10 protein-coding genes are annotated in these 24,887 nt (G+C 70.3%); 5 read left to right on the forward strand and 5 right to left on the reverse strand.

Annotated elements, in window-relative coordinates; genetic code table 11:
- Positions 1 to 419: 419 nt before the first annotated feature.
- Complete coding sequence (locus tag OHA55_RS02155; RefSeq protein ID WP_266702216.1) at positions 420 to 1,436, reverse strand: LacI family DNA-binding transcriptional regulator; 1,017 nt, start codon at positions 1,434 to 1,436, stop codon at positions 420 to 422.
- A gap of 177 nt (positions 1,437 to 1,613) precedes the next feature.
- On the opposite strand from OHA55_RS02155, the gene OHA55_RS02160 reads away from it, so the two are divergent.
- Positions 1,614 to 3,407 carry a glycoside hydrolase family 35 protein gene (locus OHA55_RS02160; RefSeq protein WP_266702218.1) on the forward strand — a complete coding sequence of 598 codons (1,794 nt, stop codon included), beginning with the start codon at positions 1,614 to 1,616 and terminating at the stop codon, positions 3,405 to 3,407.
- An 83-nt stretch (positions 3,408 to 3,490) separates the two neighbouring features.
- Here OHA55_RS02160 and OHA55_RS02165 read toward each other — a convergent pair whose 3' ends face one another.
- The 3 genes from OHA55_RS02165 to OHA55_RS02175 form a co-directional block, all read right to left on the reverse strand.
- Positions 3,491 to 3,985: a hypothetical protein gene (locus tag OHA55_RS02165; RefSeq protein ID WP_266702220.1), complete on the reverse strand. Its 495-nt coding sequence runs from the start codon at positions 3,983 to 3,985 to the stop codon at positions 3,491 to 3,493.
- 167 nt (positions 3,986 to 4,152) lie between these two features.
- Positions 4,153 to 4,713 carry an SMI1/KNR4 family protein gene (locus OHA55_RS02170; protein ID WP_266702222.1) on the reverse strand — a complete coding sequence of 187 codons (561 nt, stop codon included), beginning with the start codon at positions 4,711 to 4,713 and terminating at the stop codon, positions 4,153 to 4,155.
- Positions 4,714 to 4,720: 7 nt separating this feature from the next.
- Entirely contained in the window at positions 4,721 to 14,434 is a 9,714-nt protein-coding gene (locus OHA55_RS02175) for a LamG-like jellyroll fold domain-containing protein (protein ID WP_266702224.1), read from the reverse strand.
- 557 nt (positions 14,435 to 14,991) lie between these two features.
- Here OHA55_RS02175 and OHA55_RS02180 point away from each other — a divergent pair.
- The gene (locus OHA55_RS02180) at positions 14,992 to 15,345 is read left to right on the forward strand and encodes a hypothetical protein (protein ID WP_266702226.1); all 354 of its coding nucleotides are present in this window, start codon (positions 14,992 to 14,994) and stop codon (positions 15,343 to 15,345) included.
- Positions 15,346 to 15,394: 49 nt separating this feature from the next.
- Here the strand turns inward: OHA55_RS02180 and OHA55_RS02185 are convergent, their stop codons facing one another.
- Positions 15,395 to 16,675 (reverse strand): damage-control phosphatase ARMT1 family protein, encoded by a 1,281-nt coding sequence (locus tag OHA55_RS02185; protein ID WP_266702228.1) that lies wholly within the window; start codon positions 16,673 to 16,675, stop codon positions 15,395 to 15,397.
- Between the two features lie 880 nt (positions 16,676 to 17,555).
- On the opposite strand from OHA55_RS02185, the gene OHA55_RS02190 reads away from it, so the two are divergent.
- The 3 genes from OHA55_RS02190 (at position 17,556) to OHA55_RS02200 (ending at position 24,706) form a co-directional block, all read left to right on the forward strand.
- Positions 17,556 to 19,094, forward strand: a complete 1,539-nt coding sequence (locus tag OHA55_RS02190; protein ID WP_266702230.1) for an endo-1,4-beta-xylanase — start codon at positions 17,556 to 17,558, stop codon at positions 19,092 to 19,094.
- A gap of 173 nt (positions 19,095 to 19,267) precedes the next feature.
- Entirely contained in the window at positions 19,268 to 22,015 is a 2,748-nt protein-coding gene (locus OHA55_RS02195) for a glycoside hydrolase family 48 protein (RefSeq protein WP_266710388.1), read from the forward strand.
- A gap of 276 nt (positions 22,016 to 22,291) precedes the next feature.
- Positions 22,292 to 24,706 (forward strand): glycoside hydrolase family 6 protein, encoded by a 2,415-nt coding sequence (locus OHA55_RS02200; protein WP_266702232.1) that lies wholly within the window; start codon positions 22,292 to 22,294, stop codon positions 24,704 to 24,706.
- Positions 24,707 to 24,887 lie beyond the last annotated feature (181 nt).

Raw genomic sequence — 24,887 nt, forward strand, 5'->3', positions numbered from 1 at the left:
CGAAGGGCCCGCTCCGGGACACTTCCGCACCCCTCGGCGGACCGGCGGGTGGCCCAGGAGACGGGCGTGCCGGAACGCGCCACATCGTCAGCTCTGCGTACACACAAGGGAGTTCCGGCACCACGGCCGGGACGGGCGGGACACTCGGGCACCCCGCGGGCCGCCGGAAGGCCGGCGAGTGACTTTTCGCACGGACCTTGCCCAAATCCCTCCGGGCCCGCACCGAACCGCCGCGAAACCCTTGCGAGCAGGATGAAACGGCGCGCCCGGGACGGGAGTCGGGCGCGACGAATCCGGTCAATCGCGACGAACGGGGTGGTCCGTTACTCAGTCGCGAAAAGGGGACGAAGCCACCGAACTGGCCAACACGGGTTACCAGGAGGGCCGATGGCAGGCCAGTGGGACCGGGAGCCCCGGTCTCACCCCTGGCGGGGCGGCGCGGTGGAGCCGCGCACCGACAGGGAGGCGGTCACGACCGACTCCTCGACCGCCGCCTCTCCCTGGAGCAGCAGCGTGACGGCCGCCGCTCCGTAGCCGTAGAAGTCCTGCCGGACGGTGGTCAGCGGCGGCGCGCAGTAGGCCGCCAGGGCGATGTCGTCGACGCTCACGATGGAGACGTCGTCGGGCACCGACCGGCCTCGTTCGCGCAGGGCCCTGATCACCCCGAACGCCATCTCGTCGCTCGCGACGAAGACCGCGGTGACCTCGGGGATCATCGCGATGATCTGCCCCTGCCGGTAACCGGAGTCGGGCGACCAGTCACCCTCCAAGGGGGTCGGCGGCTCGACCCCGGCCGCGACCAGGCATTCCTGCCATCCCTGGCGGCGTTGCCGCGCCTCGATCCACTCGTCCGGTCCCGCGATGTGCCAGATCTGCCTGTGTCCCAGGTCGAGCAGGTGCTGGGTGGCCAGCCGGCCCGCTTCCCCCTGGTCGATCCCGAGCACCCGGGCGCCCCGCGTCCGCGACCCGTCGAGGGTGACGGTCGGGATCTCGCGGGTGAGGTCCTCTATTTTCTGGGTCACCGAGATGAGCGGCACGGCGATCACCAGACCGTCGACGCCCTGGTCGGCGAGCTTGGCGAGGGACCGCTCCATCAGGCCGGCGTCGAGCCCGGCGATGGTCGCGATGCTCACCGCGTATCCCGCCGCGCCGGCCGCGGACTCGACACCGGCGGTGACCGCCGAGCGCGAGTAGTACCCGCCGGACTCCAGCAGGACGAGGCCGATGGTGTGGCTGCGTCCCGAGGACAGTGCCCTGGCGGCGCTGTTGAACCGGTAGCCGAGCTGCTCCACGGCCGCGAGTACCCGCCGGTTGGTGTCGGGGGTGACATGGGGCGAACCGCGCAGCGCACGGGACACCGTCTGCGCCGACACGCCGGCGATCCGGGCCACGTCGGCCATGCTCGGCTGCCTCGGCTTCGCGCTGTCCTCGTTCAAGACGCTCCATCCTCCGAGATCGGCTGCTGGACTCTACCAAGCTTGTTATACATGTCATCGATAACATACGCTCGCGCCGTGACTGAGTCGCCCACGACACATACCCCCCCGGCACGCCCCACGGAAGATGCGACGGCAGGACCCGCCACCGCAGCACTGTCCTGGCGCGATGGCCGCATGTACCGCAACGGCGTTCCGCACCGCATTCTGTCGGGAGCGCTGCACTACTTCCGGGTCCATCCCGATCTCTGGCGGGACCGCATCCGCCGGATCGCCGATCTCGGGCTCAACACCATCGACACGTACGTGGCGTGGAACTTCCACCAGCCCCGCGAGGACCGGGCGCCGTCGTTCGACGGCTGGCGCGACCTCGAACGGTTCATCCGTACGGTGGGAGAGGAGGGCCTCGACGTCATCGTCAGACCCGGTCCGTACATCTGCGCGGAATGGTCCAACGGCGGTCTCCCGGGCTGGATCACGGGGCGCGACCTCGCTCTGCGCAGCTCGGACCCGGCGTTCACCTCCGCCCTCGGCACCTGGTTCGACGATCTGATCCCCCGCATCGCGGCGCTCCAGGCGTCCCGGGGCGGGCCGGTCGTCGCGGTGCAGGTGGAGAACGAGTTCGGCAGCTACGGCGACGACCACGCCTACATGCGCTGGAGCCGTGACGCCCTGACCGAACGCGGCATCCAGGAGCTGCTGTTCACGGCGGACGGCCCCACCGACCTCATGCTGGACGGCGGTTCCCTGCCGGGCACCCTGATGGCCGCCACCCTGGGCTCCAAGCCCGAGGCGGCTCGCCGCCTCCTCGCCGGACGCCGCCCCGAAGAACCCTTCCTGGTCGCCGAGTTCTGGAACGGCTGGTTCGACCACTGGGGCAAGAAGCACCACGTACGCGGCGTGGAGAGCGCGGTGCACACCCTGCGCGGCATCGTCGCGGACAGCGGCAGCGTGAGCATCTACATGGCACACGGCGGCACCAACTTCGGTCTCTGGGCGGGCGCCAACGAGACGGACGGCCGGCTGGAGCCCATCGTGACCAGCTACGACTCCGACGCACCGATCGCCGAGGACGGCACACTCACCCCCAAGTTCTTCGCCATGCGCGAGGTGCTCGGCGCCGAGGGCCCCCTCCGGTCGCCCGAGCGGATGCCGGTCCTCCCGCCGGCCCGCGCCCCGCTCACGCGCCGCTCCGGTCTACTCGCCGGGCTGCGCGCGGTGGAACCCACGACCACCCGCACCGCCCCTCGTCCCGCCACCTTCGAGCAACTCGGCCTGGACGCGGGCATGGTCCTGTACACCGCACACCCGCGCATCCCGGCCGGCACGCATCAACTGACCCTCAGCGACGTGCGCGACCGGGCCCTGGTCTTCGTCGACGGGTCTTTCCTCGGCATCGCCGACGCCGACTCCCGCGCCTTCGAGGTGGAGGGCACGGGCGAGGTGGTGACGGTGGAGGTCCTGGTCGAGAACCTGGGCCGGATCAACTACGGGCCGGCCGTCGGCGGGCACAAGGGCCTGCTCGGTCCCGTCCTGGTCGACCGGCGCACGGTGCAGGGCTGGGAGAGCGTGCCGGTCGCGCTCCAGGAGTGGTCCGACACGGAGCTGTCCGAGGCGCTCGCCGCGGACGCCGTCCCCTCACCGGGGGCCACCGGATGCACCGACGCGGCCGACGGATCCGCCGACGCGACCACCGGGTTCGCCGTCGCCCAGCTCCACGTCGACACCCCGGCGGACACCTTCCTCGCACTTCCGGGGTCACGGCGCGGCTTCGTCTGGGTCAACGGCTTCCTGCTCGGCCGCTACTGGGAGATCGGGCCCCAGGTCACCCTGTACTGCCCGGCACCGCTGCTGCGGTCCGGCGAGAACACCGTCACCGTGCTCGAACTGGAGCAGCTCGGCAAGGAGGTCGAGTTGCGGGACCGCCCCGAACTCGGTCCGCCGGAGGAGTACATCGAGGAGTTCGACTGACCGGTCCGGCGTTCCGGACGACGGGCCTGCCGAGGGAGGCCGGCGGATCGTGCGCGATCCGCCGGCCCCACCGGTGAACCGGCTCAGCCCGCCGAACCAGCCGAGGGAGAACCCGGGGTCGACGCCGCCTCCCGTGTCGCACCGCGCGGGCGGCGCTCGTCGACGACCTCGAAGCGGACGTTCGGAACCGGGCCATCGGCGAGACGGGAGGCGACAGCCGAACGTGCGGCACTCCCCGTGGCGACAACCGTGGAACAGCGCAGCTGGACAAGGGTGTTGACGTAGGCGACGGGGTCCGCGCCCGCGGGCAGCTGGTACCGCTGCACGACCAGGTGCGAACCGCTCGCTTCCGCCGTCTCGCGCAACCGCTCCCAGGTGCCGGTGGGATCCGCGTCCACGGAGCTCAGGAAACAGGTGCGGGTGGCGGTGTCGACGTGGGACACCGGTTCCGGTGCGCGGAAGGCGGTGTCCGGGCCCGGCTTCAGGAACCACACCAGAGCGCCGGCCACGACGGCGACGGCCAGTGCCACGGCGCCCAGGGCCGGCCAGGGCCGCCGCCGGCGCAGATGGAATCTCACAGGTTCGTTCTTTCTGCTCGCGGACTGAACACACCGCCCCGGGCCCGTGCCACGGGTCGGACTCCAGCCCCGTCGGGTGTGCGCCCGCACGTCCGCTGCCGCACGCCGGCCTTGTCCCGGACGCCGCTCACCACTCACCGCTCACCGCTCACCGCGAACGGTGACCGTCAGATTCCCGGCAACGGTTCGCGTTCCCATGGATCAATTTCGCTCAGGATCGCTCTCTTGAGGTCGCGGTCATGAACGAAACGACACCCGTCGTACGCGAGATCGAGTGTCCAGATCTCGGGAAGATCACGCTCGGCGTAACGGCAGAGGAACTCGACCATCCCGCATTCGAAATGTTCCCAGGAGTCGTACTGACGCCGCCAGAGAACGACGGTCCACTTCTCGGGGTCGGCCGAATCGGTACGCCAGCAGAGCAGATCGGATTCGGTGGTCAATCCCCAGGCGATCAACAGCTCGGGCTCGTGGTACTCCGTCGCTTCCGCCGTCTCGAGCGCGTCGGCGGTCCGTCCCCGGATCGTCGCCCCCTCGTCCAGTGGATAAACCTCCTGCACCGGAGGCTCGACACCCAGGAAGTCGTCGAAGCAGCCCTGCCCGTAAACCTCCATGAACAGGCGGTAGTCACTCGGGAACCCATGTCCGTTCTCAGTCTCGGCCGAATCCCAGTCGACCTGGTTGCCGCCCTGCGCCGGCGGCGCGACCGATCCCTTCAGACGTTTCATCGTGTCGCTACTTGACCACGTCACCGAGGTTCGCCCCTCCCACTCCGTAGGTGTTGGGCACAACCAAGTCTCTGCTGTAGCCCGACATTCCTGAATTGTAGTAGCCACGCGCCGACATGACGAATTCGTAGGGAACTTTGCTGCTCGCGGATCGATATCTCGGGATCACGGAATAGGAAACACTCTGCCCGGCCCGCGCGGCGGTCGCCACCTGCGCCTCCATGTCGCGCATGTTGTCCCTCCCCAGAGTGCCCAGCTTGCTGTACGTGTTGACACCTCGCCAGCAGGTCCCCAGATTGCGCTGGTCGGTTCCGGAACCGCCGAGTGTGTCCGCGATGAGGTGACAGGCATTGATGGAGCTCTTCGCGGAGAGACCCGCGCTCGTGGCATATGCCTGAGCTTTGTTGTAGCCCGAAAGTCGATTGCGCGCGCTTGTCGGCACCGGCGAACTCCCGGACGTGCGCAAACTGCTCTTGGTGATGCACGCCATCATCCCGCTGGACCTTCCCCCGCTCAAGAGCGGCAAGGGCGTCTGGTACCCGATCCCGGAACCACTGGAACAGTTCGGGTTGCTGCTCTTCTGGGGCCCGTTGCCGCAGCCGCTGGTCACCACGCAGACGGCGGCCGTGGTCATCCCGGCGGTGATGGCCGAGGCCGCGTTGCGGACCGAGTTGCCGATGTTGATCTGTACCGTCGGCGGGCTGGCCGCTGCGGATATGGAATGAACGGTCTGGTGTGCCTTGCCGATCGAGGCGGTGATCTTGACTGCGTTGGCACGGATCGCGGCGCGGCGGGCGGCCTCTGCGGCGGCCTTGGCCGCCGCGGCCTGCGCCGCCGCCTGTGCGGCGGCCTGGGCCGCGGCGGCGGCGCTCACACCGCCACCACCGCCCCCGCCGCCCCCGCCGTAGGAGGAGGAACCGCCCCCGCCGGAACCGCCCTTGCTGCCGCTGCCGGAGCGTGCGGTGCTGGTGCTCCCGCCGTAGTGGGCCTGGCAGCTCATCGACCAGACCTCGGCGCACATGCCGTACCTGGTGCTGGTCGCGGTCGAGGAGTGGGTGGTGGACGAGGAGGAACTGGACGAGTACGAGGAACTGGAGGACGAGGACGTCACCGAGGTCCACGCGTCGGAGATGCTCTGGGAAAGCTTTGAGCAGTACGCGATGCAGGTGCTGACCAGCGCCGCTCCGACGACGTACGCCTCGTAGCCCTCGCTGATGCAGAGGTCCCAGAAGCAGTGGCCGCTCGGGTCCGTTTCCGTCAGGGGCCGGTCCGCCGCGTAGGCGAAGGAGTTGGCGTTGGCGCTGCCGCCGACGGCACTGTTGTGGACCGTGTCGGCGGAGTCGAAGCCGCCGTTGGCCGGGGTGTACCAGCGGGCGTGCATGTTGACGTTTCCGGTGGCGGCGTCCGTGAACTCGCTCTGGTAGCCGACCGTTCCGGTGAGCGTGGAGGCGAGGGTGGTGCCCCACGGGTCGTAACTGGCGGAGCCGGCCAGGGTGGTGCCGGCCGCGGTGAACTGACCGACGAGGTCGCTGTGCAGGTCCGTCAGGGCGAGGGTGGCGCCGTTCGCCGAGGTCTCGCCCGTCAGGGTTCCGGTGGGGCCGCGGCTGTAGGTGCCGCTGCCGTCGGAGGAGATGAGATTGTCCGTGCCGGAGTAGGACAGGGTGGCCGTTCCCGCGGTGAGGTCGCGGCCGAGCGCGTCGTACGTGTAGGCCGTCGGCCCGGCCGTGACCTGCTGGCCGTAGGCGTCGAAGGTGTACGCCGCGGAGTCCTTGGCGGCCAGGGTGCCCCGTGCGGTGTAGCTGTAGGTGTGGGTGCCGTCCGAGGTCAGCTGATCGCGGGCGTCGTACGTGGAGGCGGTGGCGCCGGCGGTGAGGCGGTTGCCGTCGGCGTCGTAGGTGTAGCCGGTGGTCGTGGAGCCGGAGGTCCAGGACGCCAGACGGTTCGCGTGGTCGTAGGTGTAGGTGTTGGCCGAGGCGCCCTGCACTCCGGTCGTCGTCTTGGAGGTGAGGTTGTCGCTGTCGTCCCAGTCGTAGGCGGTCTCGGCGACCGTGGAGCCGGTGGCGGTGGACAGGGTGTCCGAGCTCAGCCGGTGCTGCGCGTCGTAGTCGTAGGAGCGGATGTCGCCCGAGGCGCCGTAGGTGACGGACTGCGGCTGGGACGTCGAGTTGTAGTGGTACGTGAGTGTGGTACCGGTCGCCCCGTCGGTGTCGGTCGCCAGACGTCCGTCGGTGTCGTAGGTGTAGCCGCTGGTGCCGGAGGCGTCGGTACGGGTGACCGGCGACCCGTCCGCGTCGTAGGTGAACGAGGAGCTGCCGGCCTGCCCGGAGGTGGTCAGCAGGTCGCCGACGGCGTTGGTCTCGTAGTACTCCCACGTGTCGCCGACCGCCGAGGCCACCAGTTGCCCGTCCAGCGAGTAGCTGAAGTGCCGGTCGGGGGTGACGGCTTCGGCACCGGTTCCGGTCTGCGAGACGAGGTCGTCGAGGGCGTCGTAGGTGTTGGTGACGGTGACGCCGCCGGGGTCGGTCCGGGAGACGAGCCGGCCGCGTTCGTCGTAGGTGTAGGTGGTGGTCCGGTCAGCGTCGGCCGTGTGGCCGGTGACGGCGGGCACCTTCTCGCTCGCGGGCAGGCCGAGGGCGTTGTACGTGGAGTACGTGGTGTCGCCGTTGCCGTCGGTGTAGGCGGTCCGGTGGCCGGCCGCGTCGTATCCGTACGCCGTGGTGATCGAGACGGTGTCGCTGACCGGCTCCGTCTGGCCGGTCAGGTCGCCGAGGGCGTCGTAGGTGTAGCCGATCGTGTGGTGGCGGGCGTCGGTGACCGTCTTCAGGCCGCCGTTGTCGGTGTACGTGGCGGAGGTCGAGGACAGGACGGATCCGGCGGCGTCCAGGTTCGCCGTGCCGGTCTGGCGGCCGGCCGCGTCGAAGGTCGCGGTCGTGGCGGTCCGGTCGGGCAGGACGGTCCTGATGACGTGGTCGTCGAGGTCGTAGGTGTAGGTGGTGGTGTCACCGCTGGTGTCGGACGTGGTGAGGGTGCGGCCGAGCGCGTCGTAGCCGTGGTGTTCCGTGACCCCGGTGACGGAGGCGATGCTCGCGACGCGGCCCGCGGTGTCGTAGGTGGTGTCCGACTGAACCTTCGTCTGCGCGCTGGTGGAGGTGTACACGTACCCCCAGGTGCTGCTGTCGCGGCCCAGGTCGTCGTAGGTGTGGTGGGTGACGGAGCCGTAGGGGGAGGTCTCGGTCAGCGGGTGGCCGGCCAGGTCGTAGGCGTAGGTGTACGTGCCCCGCGTGTCGGTGCCGTCGACGCGGATCGCCGGGGCGGTCCGCCGGACCGTGTCGCCCAACTGGTCGTAGGCGTAGTCGGTCCGCCCCTTGGCGTCGGTCTCGTCGAGGACGTTGCCGTCCGGGTCGTAACTCCAGGCGGTGGTGGCCGACGTGCCGTTGTAGGCGGGCAGGGTGGTGCCGGTCTTGCGGCCGTCGCGGTCGTAGGCGGTGGCCGTGATGTGACCGGTGGCGTCCTCGGCCTCGGTGCGGTCGCCGAAGGTGTCGTAGCCCTCGAGGGTGACGGGGTAGACCGTGGAGGTGGCGCCGGTGGCCGGATCGGTCGTGGTGATCGCGGGGCTCGTGACCGTGGTCGTCCGGCCCGCCTCGTCGTTGGCGTAGGTGGTGACGTTCTTCTGCGGGTCGGTCGAGGTGGTCTTCAGACCGCGCCGGTCGTACGTCGCCGTCGTGGTGAGGCTGAGGGAGCTGGAGACGTACTGGGCGGCGGACAGGGTGTCGCCCGCGGCGTCGTAGGTGTACGTCCACTTCCGGGCGGGATCACCCGCCGCCGAGGTCCGGCTCGTGGTCAGGACACGGGAGTCGTCGTCGAAGGTGTAGGCGGTGGTTCTCGCCAGGGCGGCGGGGTCCTCGGTCGTGGACGTGGTGCGGCCGGCCGCGTCCCAGCCGTACGTCGTGGTCAGGATGCCGTTCCCCGTGGTCTTCCCGACCTGGTGGCCCGCCGCGTCGTAGGTGTCCTGTTCGTCGATGTAGGTGGTGCCCGAGGAGCCCGTGCGGGCGGCCTGCTTGACCAGGCCGTCGTCGTAGTAGGCGTACGTGGTCGTGACGCCGGTGGCATCGGTGACCGTGTAGGGGCGGCCGCCCGCGTCGTAGGTGCGCTGTTCCAGCAGCTTGGCGCCGGCGCTCTGCGGAGTGTCCGCGGAGCCGGTGTAGTTGGTCAGGGTGGTGGTCAGCAGGTTGCCGTCGGCGTCGTAGGTGAACGCGTACGCCTGCCCGCCGGGGTCGGTCTCCCCCGTCTTGTTCCCGTAGGTGTCGTAGCTGAAGGAGGTGACGTACCGCTCGGGGTCGGTGACCGACTTCAGCTCGCCCCTGTCGTCGTACGTCTGGACGGTGGTGCGGGCGGTGTCGCCGCCGGTGGTGTCGGAGACGGTGGAGGTGAGGGTGTTGCCGTCCGCGTCGTAGGTGTTGGTCGTCAGCGGCGTGTGCGTCACCGACTGGTCGACCGCGTTGGTGGTGGCCGGGTCCTGTTCGGTCATCACCCGCCCCAGCGGGTCGTAGGTGTAGCGGGTGACCAGGCCCCCGGGATAGGTGTCGGAGACCTCGGTGCCGGTCAGTACCCGGCCGAGCGCGTCGTAGGTGTAGCGGGTGACCAGGCCGAGCGGTGAGGTCTCCTGGGCGAGGTCGCCGTTGGCGTAGTAGACGTAGGAGGTGACCGCTCCACCGGGCGTGGTGGCGGAGGCCAGCAGTCCGGCGGGGGCGGTGGTACCGGAGACGTACCCGGCGGTGGTGGTGGTCGTGTACGTCTTCTTGTCGGTCAGCCCCGCGGTATGCCCGGCGACGGCCGGGGTGGTCGCCGTGAGCAGGTTGCCGTTGGTGTCGTAGGTGTTGACGGTCCGGTAGGTGGTGTCGGCCGGACCGGAGGAACGGGCGTCCGAGGAAGTCAGCAACTGGTCGTTGCGGGGGTCGGTGTCGGAGTCGGCGTTCAGGTAGTACGTGTAGTACGAGGTCGAGCACTTCGCGGCCGACCGGTCCTGGCAGGTGGTCCGGGACACCACGTCGCCACGGGTGTTGTGACCGGTGGTGGTCAGGTTCCCGTTCCCGTCGGTGACGGTGTAGAGGAAGCCCGAGGTGTCGTAGCCGTAGGAGGTGGTGGCTCCGGTGCCGTCGGTCTCCGCCAGCGGGCGTCCGCCGTTGGACAGGTCGTAGGTGGTACTGAGCGTGTGGCCGCCGGGGTCGGTGACGTCGACGTTCTCGGTGGCGACGGTTCCGGTGGTCTGCTTGTAGGCACTCCACTGGGTGGCGACCTGGGCGGACGTCAGGTTGTGGTCGTAGAAGGCGACATCGGATATCGAGCCCTTGAAGTGGCTGACCTCGCCGGGTGCTCCGTACCAGGTCTTGGCGAAGCCCGCGCCGATGTAGGTGTAGGTGTTGACCTGGTCGTCGGGGGTGCCGGCGAAGGTGTCCTGCTTGGTTCCGTCCAGGAACAGCGCCTGGCTGTCGACGTCGCAGCTCAGCACCGCGTAGTGCCAGGCGTTGTCGGTGACGGTGCCGGCCGAGCCGAAGGCGACGCTGCCGGAGCCGCTCACGCTCCACCAGTGGCCGTGCAGTTTGCCGTCGGTACCCACGTAGAGGACCGGGTCCCAGCTGCCGGAGGCCGCCGTGGCACCGTCGACCGGTACCGACTGGTCGCCGATCAGCACGCCCGACGTGGTGGTCTTGAACCAGATCCCGACGCTCCGCTTGGTGCCGGAGTGCAGGAGTTCGGCGGGGACCGAGACGTAGGAGGTGGAGCCGTCGAAGGAGGCAGCGGTTCCCGCGGTGCTGTCCTTCGCGCTGAACGGGCCGGCGACGCCGAGGGTGACGCTGTTGTACGTGCCGTCGCCCCCGTTCACCTCGTCGGCGGCGTAGGTGGCCGAGCCGTCGGTGTTGTCCTCCCCGAGCTGCCAGTAGCCGGCCGGGTTGGCGCCGAGTACGGACCCGCGGAACACCGCGCCGGAACCGGCCACGGTCGGCTTGCCGACGGTCCAGGTGCCGCCGTGCTCGTCGGTGACGGAGGTCAGCCGGTCGGCGGCGGTGTCGTAGGCGACCGCGGCCATGGTGCGCCCGGCCGGTCCGGCCGCCGTGGTGAGCAGGGCCGCGCTCGCGATGCCACTGGTGTGCAGGTCCCGGACCTGGGAGGCGGTGACGGGGTGGCTGTAGAAGGAAACGTCGGAGATCGATCCGGTGAAGTAGCTGACGTCACCGGGGGTGTCGATCCAGGCGGTGGTGAATCCCGCGCCGATGTAGGTGAGGGTGTTGACCTGGTCGTCGGGGGTGCCGGCGAAGGTGTCCTGCTGCGTGCCGTCCAGGTAGAGGGTCTGGGTACTGCCGTCGGAGCTGAGGACCGCGTGGTGCCAGGCGTTGTCCGTCACCGTTCCGGTCGAGCCGAAGTCGGCGCCGCCCGAGCCGCTGACGCTCCACCAGTGGCCGTGCAGCTTGTTGTCCGACCCCACGTACAGCACGGGCGTCCAGCTGCCCGACGCGGCGGTCGCCCCGGTGATGCTCTTGGACTGGTCGCCGATCAGCACGCCCTTCTTGGACGTCTTGAACCACAGCGACACCGCGCGGCTGGTGCTGGCGTGCAGCGGTGCGGCCGGGACCTTGATGTACCCGGTGCCCGCGAGGGTCACGGCCTTGGCGGACGAACCCACCAGAGGTCCGGCCGCCCCGCCCGGGGTGGCATTCACGTAACTACCAGCATCTGTACCCGAGTTGGCCAGCACCGAGGAGGCGGCGGTGGCGCTGCCCGAGGGCTCACCGAGTCGCCAGTAGCCGCTGGGCCCGGCGTCGAGCGCGGCGGACGGGTAGTTGGAGCCGTCGGTGTAGGTGTAGGCGTAGCAGGAAGCCGACGGAGCCGCCGGGTTCGTGGTGGAGGGCGGGCAGACGGAGGTGAGCCGGTCGCCCGTGTACCCGTACGTCCACACGGTCGCCGTGCCGGTGTCGCCGCTGGTGGCGGGGTCGGTGGAGACCGTCTTCACGTGGTAGTGGGCGGCGCCGGAGGGCTGGGACCAGGTGAAGGTGAGGGTGCGTCCGGAGACGTCGTTCTTGATGGTGGAGAGGCGGTGCGAGGAGTCGTACGTCAGTGTCTCCGTCAGCCCCGCGTGGGTCTTGATCTGCGAGAGCAGCCAGATGCCGGTGCCGCCCGCGGTACCGAAGGTGTAGGTCATGCCCGACGTCACGGTCAGGGAGTAGCCGGCGGTCAGCGCCTTGAAGGTGCCGTACGTACCGGTGGGCGGGGTGTAGCCGGAGGCGGAGTAGCCCCAGCGTTCCTGCCGGCCGCCGTCGTCGGTGATCACCACGCTCTTGGAGCCGTCGTCGTCCATCACGGCCCGCATGTCCGCCAGTGCGGACCATCCCGCGCCGAAGGCCCCGGTACTGCTGGTGTCCAGGGAGTTGTAGGACCGGTTCACCTCCAGGGAGGGGCCCACGGAGGGCACGGAGGCGTCGGTGGTGGAGGTGGTGTAGTTGCCCGCCTCCTCGTCGTAGCCGTGGCCGCCGTTCTGCGCCAGCCGGGAGGCGATCAGCGGTTGCGCGACCAGTGTCGACAACGACTGGCGGGCGCTGGTCGTCGTGGACCAGCCGTCGAACGCCGACACCGTCCAGAGGTAGGACGTGGACCAGTCCAGGTCACCCGCCGGCACGGTCCACTTGGTGGAGGTCTGCCAGCCGGAGGTGCCGATCTGGGTGCCCGCCGAGGAGTAGAGGGCGAAGTCGTACTTCAGGGGCGAGGTGGGCCAGGAGTCCGGGTCGACGGCCTTGGCCTGGAGCTGCGGGCGCAGGGAGGGCGAGGTGAAGTTCGTCCTGGGGTAGGTGTGCTCGATGTCCGGCGCGGAGTTCTTGCTGTAGGTGACCGTGATGTACGGCGCGTGCGCGTCGACCTGGGAGGAGTCGAACTTCTTCCACTGGTTGGAGTTGGTCGCCGACGAGAAGACGGAGAGCCCGTAGTTGTCGGTCTGGCCCAGCGCCACCTTCTGGAGCCAGTCCGTGTCGAGGCTGGTGGTCTGCCACTGCCCCGTGCCGGTCGAGACGGAGGAGTTCCCGCACACCGTGCTGGAGACCGTGCCCGACCAGGTGCCGATGGCGGACGAGGTCGCGGGCCGGTCCGCCCAGGACTTCGCGCCCGTCACCCACCACTGCTCCGTGATCGGGTACACGCTGTACGAGGTGGACGAACTGCAGGTGTACGCCCAGACGTTGAACAGGTGCAGGTCGGCGTCGCTGATGTGGTAGCCGTCGGACTCCGGGAGCCCGAGGAACTTCATGAACGCCTGGCCTATGTAGGCGCCGCCGTCCGCCGTGCCGACGCGCATGATCGTGTCCGACGAGTAGTCGGCGGTGTTGGGGTAGTAGGTGTACGTGGTGAGGGTCTGCCCGGCGGTCGTCACCGTCATCGTCGGGTCCACGGTGACCGGGAACCGGATGGAGGGGCCGCTGAGCCAGGAGGGGTCGAGCGACATCTTCAGTGCGGGGACGCCGTCCACCGAGGAGATGCTGTACCGCATGGCCCAGTTGTCGTGGGACTCACCGGTGACCGGGTCCACGTATGCGTCGCGGGCGAAGGGCTGCGGCAGGGTGACGACGGCCTTGTCCTCGTCGTCCACCAGCTCGACCGTGCCGTCGGACGCGGTGGTCAGACGGAGACCGTCCAGGTTCATCGGGAAGACCCAGCTGGTCGGCGCGTCGGCCGAGTGCAGGATCAGGGATTCCTTGACGCCGTTGGCGGTCGGATCGAGGAGGAGATCGGTGTCGGGCAGGACGTCGCCGTACGTCACGGTGGAGCCCGAGGCGGTACCGGTGACGGCGCTCGCTCCGGCGAGCGACCAGGAGACCGACTCGGAGTCCGAGAGGGTGAGGGTGGCCAGGTCCTGCCCGGCCGGATCGCCGGTGCTGACGGTCGGCGCGGTCGAGGTACCGGCCGACGCGGTGGACGACGACGCGGTGGCAGAGGAAGCGGTGGACGACGGAGCGGTGGCAGAGGAAGCGGTGGACGACGGAGCGGTGGCAGAGGAAGCGGTGGACGACGACGCGGGCGCGTCGGCCTGGATCGCCGGGGCCGTCCGCGAGGCGGGTGCGGGGGCGAGAGCCGCGGTCACCGCGGATCCGCCGTCACCGGCGTGCGAGGACGACTGCTCGGTCCCGCCGCCGGAACCCGTCGGGGCGGGTGCCGTCGTCGGCGCGAACGACACGGCCTGCGCGTTGGCCTTCTCGTGCCAGCGGCCGTCGTCGCCCCGCACCACCCGGGTGTCGATCGGCTTCCACGTACCGTCGCTGTCCGGGAAGTTGATCCGGGACTGCGCCATCTTCCGGGTGAAGGAACCGTCGGCGTTCTCGAAGTAGTCGAACATGGAGCCGGACTTGGCGGCGTCGCGCTTGCTCGTCTTCGCGTCGAAGCCCGAGGGCGCCTTGGCGGACAGCGTCTTCGTGGCGTGGCCGCCCGGCGCCTTCGACGGGGCCAGCTCCCCCACGCCCTTGCCCGGCGCCCTGCCCGCCGGGTGCCCGACCCCGGCCTTGGCGGCCCGTACGTCGTGCGCGGAGCCGGTCTTCGACCCCGGGCCGGGGCCGTCCGAGCCGGACAGCCACTTCCACAGGTGGTCGAGCCCGGTGCTCACCGAGGCGGACGGCCTCGCGGCCGCGTAGGCCGCGCCGCCCTCCTGGGCCCAGAAGGACAGCACCAACGGCACCACGGCCACCCACACACGCCACCGCGACAGCGAACGCACCCCACCCACCGGACCCTCCCCGACCGGCCGCCCGCAGCGGCCCCAGCAGCCGGTGCACAGGGCTGTCCCGCGATTCCCGGTGGGCCGGTGTGCGGCGCCGGACGCGTCGCGTCGCGAGGCGGAGGAATGTCCGCGTCGATGCGCCACAGCTGCCGTCGCACACCCGCCGGGAATCGCGGGACAGCCGTGAGGCGCGTTCATGTGATCACGCGGGCTGTGGCAGCAATTTGATGGCGCCTCCGGCCCTGTCGACAAGATCACTTGTGCGATTCCGGATCCGGATTTGGGCGAGCCTTGGGCCTAACCCCTCACAGGCCGGACCCTGTTCACTTTCCGGTAACCGGGCACGTGGGCCGGGACGCGTTTCCGTAACCGGGCGCACGGCCCGGGGCGACGACTGACGCGTCACCGCTGGCCACGGAGGTGGCCGGGGTGCGGAAACCGCGTGGCTGCCGGGTCCGGCGGCCCGGTATCGTCCGGTCTCCCGACCCGCCGTACCGGCGGCCCACGACCGGAGAGCGACGCGGATGACCAGCCGGCAAGTGACGACGACCCTCTGGCGCCCCACCGGCCCCATAGAGCTGGATCTGGTCCGGGAACTGAACTGGCGCGCCTGGCCGCCTCGGCTGCCCGGGCAGCCGATCTTCTACCCGGTACTCGACGAGGACTACGCGGTCAGGATCGCGCGGGACTGGAACGTGAAGCACGACGGCGCCGGTTTCGTCACTCGTTTCGAGGTCGAGTCGGAGTTCCTGAGCCGGTATCCCGTCCAGCAGGCCGGCGGACGGACGATCCTCGAGCTCTGGGTTCCGGCCGAGGAACTGGACGACTTCAACGCCCGCATCGTCGGCGAGATCCAGGTGGTGCACGAGTTCCGCTGAGCCGGGCTTGTGGAGGGGGTGCGACGGGCCCGCACCCACCGGCCGCGGTCTACCCCCGCACCTGGATCAGCGCGTGCGTACCGCTCGTGCGCCAGGCGGCCCCGCTTCCGTCCAGGGCGTCCAGCACTCCCTGCTCCAGGCCGACGACGACGTCGGACTTCAGCGTCCGGAGCGCCGCGACGGCCCCCGGGAAGTACGCGGCGAGATCGGCGAAGGGCACGGTGGCCTCCCACCGCCGGTCGCCCATCAGGCGGCGGTAGTTGAGGTCCCCCTTCAGGATGGTGAGCGCGGCGCCCGCGAACTCCTTCCGCAGGTCTTCGGGCATCTCCTCGTATCCGAACGGGGCGCAGAAGAACGGGTGGGTACGGATCTCCACCGCTCCCGCGGCCACGGCCGACCAGAGCCGGTCCCCGATCCGGCCGGCTTCGCCGGGCGCCTCGACGAGGCGGCGGAGGCAGTCGACCACGTCGGCGGTCATCGCGTCGGAGACGAAGTACGGGGAGGGCTTGACGTACAGCACGATCCGCCGGGCGTGCCCGTGTTCGAGCAGGTGGTCGACGAGGACGAGATCGGGGATCAGCTCCCGTCCGGCGTTGTCCGCCACCACGGCGACGGTGGCCGGGGCACCGGCGGGCAGGAGCCGCCACAGCGCGGCGCTGTCGTCGGCGACCAGTGCCGGGTCCACGGCGCCGCTCTCCGCCGGCCCTCCCGCCGAGATCCGGAAGCCGAGGTCCGCGCGGTTTCCCCAGAGCGAGGCGTGCAGCAGCGCCGTACCCCGCTGGGCGGCGGGAGCGCCGGCGAGCGCGTCCAGGGCTCGCAGCTCCTCCTCCACCGCCTCGCCCCGCAGTTCGGCCCGCTTGAACGGCGCGAAGGGATCGACCCCGCGCCACGGGCCCGTACCGAAGTACCCGACGGCTCCGAGGAGCCTGCGGTAGAAGTAGTTCTCCGCCCACAGGAACGGGGCGTCGTACCAGGAGCCCCCGAAGTACTCCTGCCCCCAGGCCGCCCAGTTCTCATGGTCGTGGTCCGCGTCGGGGAGCGGCCGCACGACGTCCTCGGTGATCTCGTCCAGCAGCGCGTCGAGGGCCTCGTGCTGTCGACGGCCGTACGGGAAGGCGTCCCGTACCTGCCGGATGAGGGCGGGGTGGCGCTCGGCCAGCACGCCCCGGGGGAACGAGCCGGGCTCGTCGCTCCGGACGACGGGAGGACGGACCACGGGAGCACGGCCACCGGGAGCACGATCAACAAAAGCGCGACCGCCGGGACCGGCGGGCGGGGCACCGGCGCGAGCAGCCTCTTGGCCCGGGGTGCGGGAGTTCTTCTCTGTCATGGTGCCAAGCCCTTCGCGCGTCGGTCGCTCACCGGACCATGATCGCAAGGAGCTGTCCGCTTCCGGTCCGGCCCGCCGAGGCTGACGGAGCGAGGAGGGCGGGAGCCGGCCATGGGCCCGGGGAGGTGAGTGAGGCGAGCGTGCCGGCCGGGGGACGTTTGCAGATGCGGAGGCGGAACGAGCCGCGGGCGGCCGATGGCCGCGCCCCGGCCACGACTCCGCCCACCTGCGCCCGCCCGGGGCGAGGGCCCGACCCGTTGGCGGGTACGGCCGGCCCCCAGGTGCCGCGCCACCCGGTTGGCCAGCAGGGGTTCACGACCGCGCCACGGCCACCGGCTCCCCGGCGCCCCGCGCACGGGCCGCCCTGCGGCCTGCCCGGTGTCACCGGACAGGCCCGTACCCCCTCCCGTCGGCCAGGTACGGAACGGCCCCCTTACGCGGATGCGAACGGTCCCCCGCCGAGGCCACGCACCTCCTCGGGCGTTCGCCCCGCGGCCGGGAGGGCGCCGATCCCCGCGGCCGATCCGCCGCTCCCTGGTGGGTGTCGAATTCATTCGACAGATGACAATGCGCGTCCAATTCGTGTGCGTCGAATTTGTTCGACGGGTGCCATAGCGCGTCGAATTTATTCGACGAATGACAACCCCACCTGCGGTAAAGCCCGTTGAAGGTGCGGGCGCGTTAACGCGCCCGTAAGACAGTTGTGATTCAAGTCTTGACAGGTGCTCGACACCAGGTCACCTTGGGAGCGCTCCCACACCGGTACCCGCACAGTCCACTCACCCCCTTCACCACCAGCACCACGTGGTGAAGGGGGCGTGGCGAGGCACGGACGCGCCCCGCCACGCTCCACGCTGCCCGACAGAGGAAGGCGTTTGCAATGAGCTCGGTGAAGCCCCGCAGACACGGCCGCCACGGAGGACTCCCTGTCCTCCTGGTCGGAGCCCTCACTCTGGCGCTCTCCCTGACGGGTGGGCCGGCGAACGCGGCCCAACAGGCCACACTTCACGAACTGGCCGCCGCCCAGGGCAAGTACTTCGGCTCCGCGACGGACAACCCCGAACTGACCGATGCCGCCTACGCGGACATCCTCGGTTCGGAGTTCGGACAGATCACCCCCGGCAACTCCATGAAGTGGGACACCACCGAGCCCGTCCAGGGCCAGTTCAACTTCGCCAAGGGCGATGTGATCACCGGCTTCGCGGCCCAGCACGACCAGACCGTGCGCGGCCACACCCTCGTCTGGCACAGTCAACTGCCCAGTTGGGTCGGCGCTCTGCCGTCGACCCAGGTCGAAGCGGCGATGACCCGTCACATCACCGAGGAGGCGACCCACTACCGCGGCGCGGTCACCGCCTGGGACGTGGTGAACGAGCCGTTCAACGAGGACGGGACCTACCGCACGAGTCCCTTCTACAACGCGATGGGCACCGACTACATCGCCACCGCACTGCGCGCCGCCCACGCCGCGGATCCGGACGCCAAGCTGTACCTCAACGACTACAACATCGAGGGTCTCGGCGCGAAGAGCGACGCCATGTACGCCCTGGTGAGTGAATTGCTCGACGAGGGTGTACCGCTCGACGGGGTCGGGATGCAGGCGCATCTGGCGGTCCAGTACGGCTTCCCGTACCAGATGCAGGCGAATATGCAGCGGTTCGCCGACCTCGGTCTCGACGTGGCGGTCACGGAGCTCGACGTTCGTATGCAGTTGCCCGCCGATGCCGCCAAGACCGCCACGCAGTCGTCGTACTACCAGCAGGTGACCGAGGCCTGCCTGGCGGTCGAGCGCTGCGTGGGCATCACGGTCTGGGACTACACGGACAAGTACTCCTGGGTCCCGAGCACGTTCCCCGGCCAGGGCGCGGCCAACCTGTACGACGAGAACCTGTCGCCGAAGCCCGCCCACTCCGCCGTACGCACCGCCCTGGGCGGCCAGGACGGCGGCGGCGGAGAGGGCGGCGAACCCGGGGCGCTCAAGGCGCAGTACCGCAACAGCGACTCCTCGGTGGGCGACAACCAGATCAAGCCCGGTCTCCAACTGGTGAACACCGGTACGACGCCGGTCAGCCTGTCGGACGTGACGGTCCGGTACTGGTTCACCGCCGGCAACGGGGCTGCCACGTACAACAGTTGGTGCGACTGGTCGCCGATCGGCTGCTCCACCGTGACCCACCGGGTGGTCGCGGCGGACACCCCGGAGGCCGGCGCCGACCACTACCTCGAGGTGGGCTTCACCGGCGGCACCCTCGCCCCGGGCGCCACGACGGGCGAGATCCAGCTGCGGCTGAACAAGACGGACTGGTCCCTCTTCGACGAGTCGGACGACTACAGCTACGGCAGCGGCACCTCGTACGCGGACGCCTCCAGGATCGCCGTCTACGTGGGCGGCGAGCCGGTCTGGGGCATCGAGCCCTGACCCGGGCCGAACCCGCCGCCCCACTCAGCCGCTCGACCTCACATCCACCCCCATCCCCTTCCCCCTTCTGTCACCGCTCCTCTCCCCCAACGACGCCCCCCGGCGGAGGATTTGTGTCGATATCACGTAGAACATTCAGCAGCGCCCTGGGCGGCAGCCTCCTCGCTGTCGGTATGGCGCAGGGCATCGCCGTCGCCAAGCCCACGGCCCAGGCGGAGGCCGGCACCGGCACCCTCACCGCCGCGGCAGCGGCTGACGACCCGTACACCCAGGCGTTCCTGACCCAGTACGCCAAGATCAAGGCGCCCGCCAACGGCTACTTCAGCCCGGACGGCCTGCCGTACCACTCGGTCGAGACCCTGATGGTCGAGGCACCCGACCACGGCCACCAGACGACCTCGGAGGCCGTCAGCTTCTGGATGTGGCTGGAGGCCGCGTACGGCAGGGTGACCGGGAACTGGGCGCCCTTCAACGCCGCCTGGGCCGTGGCCGAGAAGACCATCATTCCGCAGCACGCGGACCAGTCGACCGCCGACTCCTACAACCCGTCGTCCCCCGCGACCTACGCCCCGGAGCACCCGCTCCCGAGCGCCTATCCCTCCGCCCTCGACGGCACGGTCAAGTCCGGATCGGACCCACTCGCCACCGAACTCGCGGCGTCCTACGGGACGATGGACGTCTACGGCATGCACTGGCTGATGGACCTGGACAACGTCTACGGCTACGGCAACAAGCCGGGCACCGGCGGCGAGGCCGGGCCGGGCGCCGGCGCCTCCTTCATCAACACCTACCAGCGCGGTGCGCAGGAGTCGGTGTGGGAGACGGTCCCCCAGCCCACCACGGACCTGTTCAAGTACGGCGGCCCCAACGGCTACCTCGACCTGTTCGTGGGCGACTCCAGCTACGCCAAGCAGTGGAAGTACACCAACGCGCCGGACGCGGACGCCCGCGCGGTGCAGGCTGCCTACTGGGCGTACCGCTGGGCCACCGCCCAGGGCAAGGGGAGCGAGGTCGCGGGCTCGCTCGCGAAGGCCGCCAAGATGGGCGACTACCTCCGCTACGCCATGTTCGACAAGTACTTCAAGCGGGTCGGCGACTGCACCGACCCGGTTTCCTGCCCGGCCGCCTCCGGCCGCGACTCCCAGCACTACCTGCTGTCCTGGTACTACGCCTGGGGCGGGGCCGCGGCGGGCAGCGGCGGCGGATGGGCCTGGCGCATCGGTGACAGCGCCTCGCACCAGGGCTACCAGAACCCGCTGGCGGCCTACGCCCTGTCCAACGTACCGGCGCTGACCCCCAAGTCGGCGACGGCCAAGGGCGACTGGACCAAGAGCCTGACCCGGCAGCTGGAGTTCCTGACCTGGCTGCAGTCGAGCGAGGGGGCGTTCGCGGGCGGCTGCACCAACAGCTGGGAAGGCAGCTACAGCAAGCCGCCGGCCGGCACACCGACCTTCTACGGCATGGCGTACGACTGGCAGCCGGTCTACCACGACCCGGCGAGCAACAACTGGTTCGGCTTCCAGGCGTGGGGCATGGAGCGCCTCGCGGCGTACTACCACGAGACGGGCAACGCGTCCGCGAAGACCATACTGTCCAAGTGGGTCGCCTGGGCCTCGTCCGAGACGACGGTGGGCGCCGACGGCAGCTTCCGCTTCCCGTCCACGCTCAACTGGTCGGGCCAGCCCGACACCTGGAACGCGGCGTCCCCCGGGACCAACGCGGGCCTGCACGTCACGGTGGTGGACTACGCCAACGACGTCGGTGTGGGTGCCGCGTACGTCAAGACCCTCACCTACTACGCGGCCAAGTCGGGTGACAAGAACGCGGCGGCGCTCGCCAAGGCGCTGCTGGACGCGATGGCGCTGAACGCGACCACCAAGGGCATCTCGGTGCCGGAGGTCCGGCGGGACTACAACCGGTTCGACGACGAGGTGTACATCCCCGCCGGCTGGTCGGGCAAGATGCCCAACGGCGATCCCGTCAAGCCGGGTTCGACCTTCATCTCCATCCGCAGCTGGTACAAGAACGACCCGGACTGGCCGAAGGTGCAGGCCTACCTGGACGGCGGCGCGGCACCCACGTTCACCTACCACCGGTTCTGGGCGCAGGCGGCGCTCGCGCTGGCCTTCGCGATCTACGCCGAGCTGCTGGTGGCGGGCGGCACGCCGAGCGGGGACACGCAGCCGCCGACCGTGCCGGCCGGCCTCACCGCGACGGCGACGACCGCGAACAGCGTCTCGCTCTCCTGGTCGGCGTCCACCGACAACACCGCCGTGACCGGCTACGACGTGTACCGCAACGGGGTGCTGGCGGGGAACGCCACCAGCACGACGTTCACGGACACGGGTCTCGCCGCGGCCACCGCGTACAGCTACGCGGTCGCGGCCCGGGACGCGGCCGGCAACACCTCGGCGCTGTCGGCCTCGCTGGCCGCCACCACGAAGTCGGGCGGCTCGACCGGCACCGGCGCGGTGAAGGTCCAGTACAAGAACAGCGACTCCTCCGCCACCGACAACCAGATCCGGATGGGCCTCCAGGTGGTCAACACCGGCAGCGCTCCGATCGACCTGTCGACGGTGAAACTGCGGTACTGGTTCTCCTCCGACGGCGGCGCGAGCACCTTCGGCACGTACTGCGACTACGCCGCGCTCGGCTCGTCCAACATCACCCACTCCGTGGTCGCGGTCTCCAGTCCCAAGACGGGCGCCGACCGCTATCTGGAGGTCGGGTTCACGGGCGGCGCGGGCACCCTGGCCGCCGGCGCGTCGACGGGCGAGCTCCAGTTGCGGCTCAACAAGAGCGACTGGTCCAACTTCAGCGAGTCCGACGACTACAGCCGCGGCACCAACACCGCGTACGCGGACAGCTCGAAGGTCGCCGCCTACGTGGCGGGCACCCTCGCCTGGGGCACCGCCCCCTGACCCACCCCACCGTGACCGGCCGCCGACCGCGCCGGCCACCCCTCCCACTCCCGATGGCGGGTCACCCACCGCCCCGCGGAACCCGCCATCGGGCAGCACCACCCGTCCCCCACGACACCACCGTCCCCCACGACGCACGGCAGGCCCCGCCACTGGACGGCGGCGGCCTGACGGGAGCAAGGGAGCCCTGACCCGGCCACCCGCTCCCGGTCCGCACCCCCCGAAACCGCCCGCGGCGAACACCCGCCGGGCGAACGAAAGGAACACGGAGCCGCAATGAGTACCAGAGGCACCATCATGCGCGGGCTGCGCCGGAGACTGGCCGCAGTCTCCGCCCTGGCCATGGGCGCGGCACTCGCCGTCGCCCTCCCCGCCGCCCCCGCCTCGGCCGCCGCCGCGGCGGCCCGGGTCGACAACCCCTACGTGGGCGCGACGGCCTACGTGAACCCGGACTGGTCCGCCAAGGCGGCGGCCGAGCCGGGTGGCGCCGCCATCGCCAACACGCCCGCCTTCGTCTGGATGGACCGCATCGCGGCCATCACGGGCTCCTCCGAGGCGAGGGGCCTGCGCGCACACCTCGACACGGCACTGGCCCAGGGCGCGAACCTGTTCCAGGTCGTCATCTACGACCTGCCGGGACGCGACTGTGCCGCGCTGGCGTCCAACGGTGAGCTCGGCCCCACCGAGCTCGGCCGGTACGAGAGCGAGTACATCGACCCGATCGCCGCCATCCTGGCGGACCCGGCGTACGCGAACCTGCGCATCGTCACGATCATCGAGCCCGACTCGCTGCCCAACATCGTCACCAACGCGGGCGGCACGGCCGGTTCGACCGACGCCTGCGCGACGATGAAGGCGAACGGCAACTACGAGAAGGGTGTCGGCTACGCGCTGCACACCCTGGGTGCCATCCCCAACGTCTACAACTACATCGACGCCGCCCACCACGGCTGGCTGGGCTGGGACAGCAACATGAGCCCCGCCGCGGCGGAGTTCAAGAAGGCCGCCACGTCCGAGGGTGCCACGGTCAACGACGTCACCGGCTTCATCGTGAACACGGCCAACTACTCGGCTCTCAAGGAGCCGAACTTCAAGGTCACCGACTCGGTGAACGGCACCACGGTGCGCCAGTCCAAGTGGGTCGACTGGAACTACTACGTCGACGAGCTGTCGTTCGCCCAGGCGCTGCGCACCCTGCTGGTGAGCCAGGGCTTCAACTCCAACATCGGCATGCTGATCGACACGGCCCGCAACGGCTGGGGCGGCTCCGCGCGGCCCACCGCCGCCGGTCCGACGACCAGCGTGGACGCCTACGTGGACGGTGGCCGGGTCGACCGCCGCATCCACGCCGGTAACTGGTGCAACCAGAGCGGAGCCGGCATCGGCGAGCGCCCCACCGCCGCCCCCGAGACCGGTATCGACGCCTACGTCTGGGCCAAGCCCCCGGGGGAGTCGGACGGCAACAGCGCCCCCGTCGCCAACGACGAGGGCAAGGGCTTCGACCGGATGTGCGACCCCACGTACACCGGTAACGGCCGCAACGGCAACAGCATGACCGGCGCCCTGGCGAACTCCCCGCTCGCGGGCCACTGGTTCTCGGCGCAGTTCCAGGAGCTCGTGCGCAACGCCTACCCGCCGATCACCGGCGGCGGCACGGGCACCGACACCACCGCCCCGACCGCCCCGACCGGCCTGACGTCCTCGGCGAAGACCAGCAGCAGCGTCTCGCTCTCCTGGACCGCGTCCACCGACAACACCGCCGTGACCGGCTACGACATCTTCCGCGCCGGGGTGAAGGTGGGATCCTCCACCACCACCTCGTACACGGACACCGGCCTCACCGCGTCGACCGCCTACAGCTACACCGTCAAGGCCAAGGACGCCGCCGGTAACCTCTCGGCCGCCTCCAGCGCCCTCTCCGTCACCACCTCCGCGAGCAGCGGTGGCACCACCGACACCACGGCGCCGACCGCCCCGACCGGCCTGACGTCCTCGGCGAAGACCAGCAGCAGCGTCTCGCTCTCCTGGACCGCGTCCACCGACAACACCGCCGTGACCGGCTACGACATCTTCCGCGCCGGGGTGAAGGTGGGATCCTCCACCACCACCTCGTACACGGACACCGGCCTCACCGCGTCGACCGCCTACAGCTACACCGTCAAGGCCAAGGACGCCGCCGGCAACGTCTCGGCAGCCTCCAGCGCCCTCTCCGTCACCACCTCCGCGAGCGGCGGCACCGGGACGGGCACGGTCAAGGTCCAGTACAAGAGCACCGACTCCTCCGCCACCGACAACCAGATCCGGATGTCCCTCCAGCTGGTCAACACCGGCAGCAGCGCGGTGAACCTCTCCACCGTGAAGCTGCGCTACTGGTTCACCCCCGACGGTGGTGCCTCCACCTTCGGTACCGCGTGCGACTACGCGGTCGTCGGCTGCGGCACGGTGACCCTCGGTGTGACGTCCGCCGGCTCCGCGGCAGGCGCCAGCCACTACCTGGAGGTCGGCTTCGGCAGCGGCACCCTGGCCGCCGGCGCCTCCACCGGTGAGATCCAGCTGCGGATCAACAAGAGCGACTGGTCCAACTTCAGCGAGGCGGACGACTACAGCCGCGCCACCAACACGTCCTTCGCCGACGCGACGAAGATCGGCGCGTACGTGGGCGGCACCCTCGCCTGGGGCACCGCCCCCTGATCCCGCGGCCCCACTCCCCCGCCGCACCGCCGTGACGGTGCGGTGAGGTCAGGACCGTGCACCACCTGCGGCACCGCCCCCCGCCGGACGACCGGCGGGGGGCGGTGCCGTGTCCGGCGTGCGGGGCGGGGGAACGGGCGAAGGACGGGCGTCCCATCCTGACTCGAACGACTCCTCGCAG

Origin of the sequence: Streptomyces sp. NBC_00102 (genome assembly GCF_026343115.1) — a bacterium.
Taxonomy (GTDB): domain Bacteria; phylum Actinomycetota; class Actinomycetes; order Streptomycetales; family Streptomycetaceae; genus Streptomyces.